Source organism: Paraglaciecola sp. (assembly GCF_030730205.1).
Classification (GTDB): domain Bacteria; phylum Pseudomonadota; class Gammaproteobacteria; order Enterobacterales; family Alteromonadaceae; genus Paraglaciecola.
On the sequence record NZ_JANQVQ010000110.1, the window covers coordinates 1 to 4004 of the forward strand.

Sequence of the window (4004 nt, forward strand, 5' to 3'; positions counted from 1 at the left end):
AAGCTGTCCAACAGATACCGCGGCTTAGAACCCAGAAACGCCAAATCATCTTTAAAACACTGTGCCAAAAAAGGTAAATAGGGTTGTTCTCTAAATACCCGCTTCTTCATTTTTGCTTCAGGTTTAAGTGCTTTATTTTCAAGCACATCAAACAAGATTTGCTCGACAAAATTTAACCGCATGGGCGACAAATTAAGTAAGGTTTTGCCCCCCAACAAATTGACGAACATGTCACCAATACGCTGGTTATGCTTATTGTCTTCGGCCTCTTCAGAGCGAAAAAGCAGAAACTCAGGCGCAATCTTTAATACATCTGAAGTGTCAAAATACATCGTTTTCAACACAGGCCAAAAAGCATCATCATCCAATCGCTGTTTTAACTCTTGCTCACAAAGCGCCTGAAACTCAGCCAAACTTTCTACCGCTAACTGCTTGCGATAAACCTCTGAGATCACATTGCCGAGAATGCTGTCCCAATCAAGCTCTTTACGCTCATCTTTGGTTCTGAGTGGGAAAAACGTATTCAGGCGATTTTTTGAAACTTCCAATTTTGTGCTTAAATTCACCTGTTTAGCCTCCACTTACTTCAAGTTCGCTGCCATTGCCTTCGGCGTTATAAAGCCGGTAACGACTTGAGCCTCGCAGTATGTAGAGCGTTTTAGCTTTACTGGCAATGTCATGCAGCTCTTCAACCAGTTCATCAAGTAACACCACCGCATTTTTATCATGTTTATTAGGCTGATAACCTTCGCAAATACGGTACAACAAGCCAAGTAAGTTGATGTTAACGGCCATTTTCTGTAATGGTTGATCATCGACTTTTAGGCAGGCATGGAAATAACCGACATGTTCAGATTCGGCAGACGCTTCCAACTTAATTGCCGTATTGTCCTGCTTCACATCAACCTGCGCTGCAATATGAAAACCGCCGCGTGTAGTGAGTAGCAATTCATCTTTGCCTAACTGCGGTGCATTTCGATTGTTGTACTTACTGATCGCAGTGAGCAACACTTCTCGGTAAAACTGCTTTAATTCTTGCTTAGCTTCAGCTTGTTCAGGAGTGCTGTGAAGCCGCCAAATAGTGGCATATTTGTCCAACAGGCTATCATTAAAATCAGCTTTAAACCGATGGTGATAGTTGTTGCCAATATCTTCATACTGCAGCAGATAGAACAAGCGAATATTGCTCTCTGGCGAGCGTAACTTTCTAAAGTCAAAACCCTTAGCTTTTAATGCATGCTTAAATTCTTCAAACTCTGGATCTTCAATGTTGAGTTTGTGACTTAACACAAATTGGTCAATCAATTTTGTGCGCAGCAGGGCTGGGTCAAAATCAGCAATTTTGGCGACAATCTCACTTTCACTGCAAGTAAACAAATTTTCAGACAAGTAGTTATCACCTGAGAATAAGTGATACACAAAATCAAGCAGTGCCCGTGCAGTCAAGAACTGATCTTTCATCAACCTGGCTTTAAACAACGACTCAACCACTATGCGTTGCACTGATGGGATCGATAGCAATTCATAGTTTTGACACAGTACACCGTCCGCCTCCGCCAGTGCCCTTTCTTTATCGAAGTGTTGACGAATAATGTTGTCATCCTGGGCGGTAATGCGTTTTAAAAGCTGTTCAGTAAACTTGGAACTGTAGCAGTGCGATTCCAACTTAAATTTGGGGTATTGCTCAAAATCTAAAAACAAAAACTCATCAACAATTGGCTGTTTTTGTAAAAAGGCTTTAACTGCATTTTTAACTCGTTGGTTAGCTCCATCTTCTGAATAGTTACCCAACATGCCGGTGTTTATTCCAACAACCAATCCCAGATCGCTTGATTCATAATCTAAAAAAACTTTATCCAAACGCTCTATTGCTGTTTCTTTGGGGCCAAAGCTGTGGGTAGCATCAAGATGAAAATGCGCTTTGTGCTGGAATTGCTTTTGATATCGCGTAAGAATTTCTGACTTACCGTCACCACTACTGCCGCAAAGAAAAATAATTCTTTTTTCACGATAACTAAGGCTTTTCAAAATATTATGAAAATCAGCTTCTATGTCTGTTTTTACATATAGATAGCTTTTAATCGCATCTAAATTATTGGTAGGCTCTGAATCACGATCTGTTTTAACAGCATAAGGAGAGGATTTTGATAAAACACTTAAAACTTCACGAAGCCGCATTTAAAAACTCCCTTAAAATAGCGGTTTCAAATAAACCACTCCTTGGTTATTTCATGTAAACACTCTACCATAATAGGTACTTAGAGCAAGGGTCAAATTTTTCTTGCTGTTAACAACTCACAAGGACGAACTATGCATTTTGACAAGGACTACAATTTATTGGTCCCTACTTATAGCCGTGATTTCAATACTTGTTTCTATTGTGGTTGTATTGCAACTGAGCATGACTATGCCCCACCTATAAAATATCGTGAGTTTTATTTAGCAACAAAAGAGCCATCTGACTTTGTCAAAATACCTTGTTGCGCTGAATGCAACAATTTACTGCAAGCAAGTAAAGGAGGCTCACTTGATGAAAGAAGAGATTTTGCTAAAGAAAAATTAGCAAAGAAATATGATAAAGCTTTGACTATTTACGAAATGTGGTCAGAACATGAGCTAGTGTCTTTAGATTTCAGCTTAAGACATAGTATTGAAGCTGGGCTTAAGCTTGGAGAGGAAACTACTGAACGATTAAAGTATCGAGGTTTTGATTATGAAGCTGCTGGAGTTCATCAAAACGTACAATTCAACACGCCAAAATATTTTGATGTTTTTGGCGACCAATTCAGCACATTTAGAGAAGCACTGGATTTTGCGAGCAAAGCTTATCGGATCCCTAAAAATACCTTAAAAGAATATTTTGCTGATAACGATAATAATTTTGAAAAAGCCATTCATGCCATCCATAAAGAAGTCGCAGAGAAAGACTTTAAAAAGCAGATGAAATCGCAATGCGGAGCATTTGCCAAAAAATATAAACAATCGGTCATTTTTGTTCATAAGCAAGTAGAGCGCTACATGAGTGAGGACGAAGAAATGACCATTAATGAAGCTTTAGAACGGCTTTACGAAGAACGCGTAAGACCCTCTTCATCTCACATTCTTAAATAAAATTACCTAATAGACGTGTAGATATTTTTTAGCTAATCATTAATTTAGATCCTGAATGTGAACTCACCTTTATGACTATCAAAAATAGTTTTAATTACGATTATGAATAGCGCTAACATGATATTTAATGACTCAACTCTTAGGCGAAGCCTGCGACTTCTTCATGCCATTGATATTCTCCATCAACGCGGCTTCCAAAACTTAGCCATTTTTCCTTATATGTCTCCTTGCGGTTTTTATTGGCGATTAACTCTGTTGCCGGCTCAGTCACTTTATATTTCCCAAAAGGGTGAATTAGCTTATTACACTTTAGATGAGCGTTTAGAGGCATCTCATTCAAGTGAAGCAAACGGAAATGAATACTTTGGCTGGAAAGACTGTAAAAGCCATTCAGCTGAACAACTTGCTGATACCATCGAAAATCGGTTTCCTGAATTAATAAGATTCTGCAAGGGGAGTAATTTAACTTACATTAGCTGGTTCAATAACATGCTTACCTTCGCAAGAGCAGGTGCATTGCCAATCGCCTTTCGAGAAAATTCTAAAACACCTAGAAACGGGATGCTCTCGACGCTGAACCATATTGTTATCCCCTTACCCGATTTGCCTGTCGCTTTTTCCATTAATGGTAAAGACTACATCCAACGTATTTATGGTACTACTGAATGGCACATCACTGATTGGCATTACGCGTACCACAGCATTATTGATTCAATTGTTTTTGGCAGTAATATGGCACTGCCAAAACTACCAGAAAAAACAGCCCATCATTTAGAGTTTGGAGCCTACTGGGAAGGGGCTGTTTATTGGTTACATCAACATTTGCAAATAGCCACTTTTACTGAATATTTAGCATTTATTGAGTCACCAGAACGCTATAAATCAGGCTCGCT

4 protein-coding genes are annotated in these 4004 nt (G+C 39.0%); 2 read left to right on the forward strand and 2 right to left on the reverse strand.

Going from position 1 to position 4004, the window contains the following annotated elements:
• Both dptG and dptF read right to left on the reverse strand, forming a co-directional pair.
• On the reverse strand, positions 1-566 hold a 566-nt coding region (dptG, locus tag NWQ57_RS08320), incomplete at its 3' end, for a DNA phosphorothioation-dependent restriction protein DptG (RefSeq protein WP_306021681.1).
• A 4-nt stretch (positions 567-570) separates the two neighbouring features.
• Entirely contained in the window at positions 571-2178 is a 1608-nt protein-coding gene (dptF, locus tag NWQ57_RS08325) for a DNA phosphorothioation-dependent restriction protein DptF (protein WP_306021682.1), read from the reverse strand.
• A gap of 132 nt (positions 2179-2310) precedes the next feature.
• Between dptF and NWQ57_RS08330 the strand changes: the two genes are divergently transcribed.
• Positions 2311-3111, forward strand: coding sequence for a hypothetical protein (locus NWQ57_RS08330; RefSeq protein WP_306021683.1), 801 nt, complete (start codon positions 2311-2313; stop codon positions 3109-3111).
• A 117-nt stretch (positions 3112-3228) separates the two neighbouring features.
• On the forward strand, positions 3229-4004 hold a 776-nt coding region (locus tag NWQ57_RS08335; protein WP_306021684.1), incomplete at its 3' end, for a hypothetical protein.

What these genes read in the sequence shown, in the direction of transcription:
- dptF (WP_306021682.1), bottom strand. Translation starts at nt 2,178, where the DNA reads ATGCGGCTTCGTGAAGTTTTAAGTGTTTTATCAAAATCCTCTCCTTAT.
- NWQ57_RS08330 (WP_306021683.1), top strand. Translation starts at nt 2,311, where the DNA reads ATGCATTTTGACAAGGACTACAATTTATTGGTCCCTACTTATAGCCGT.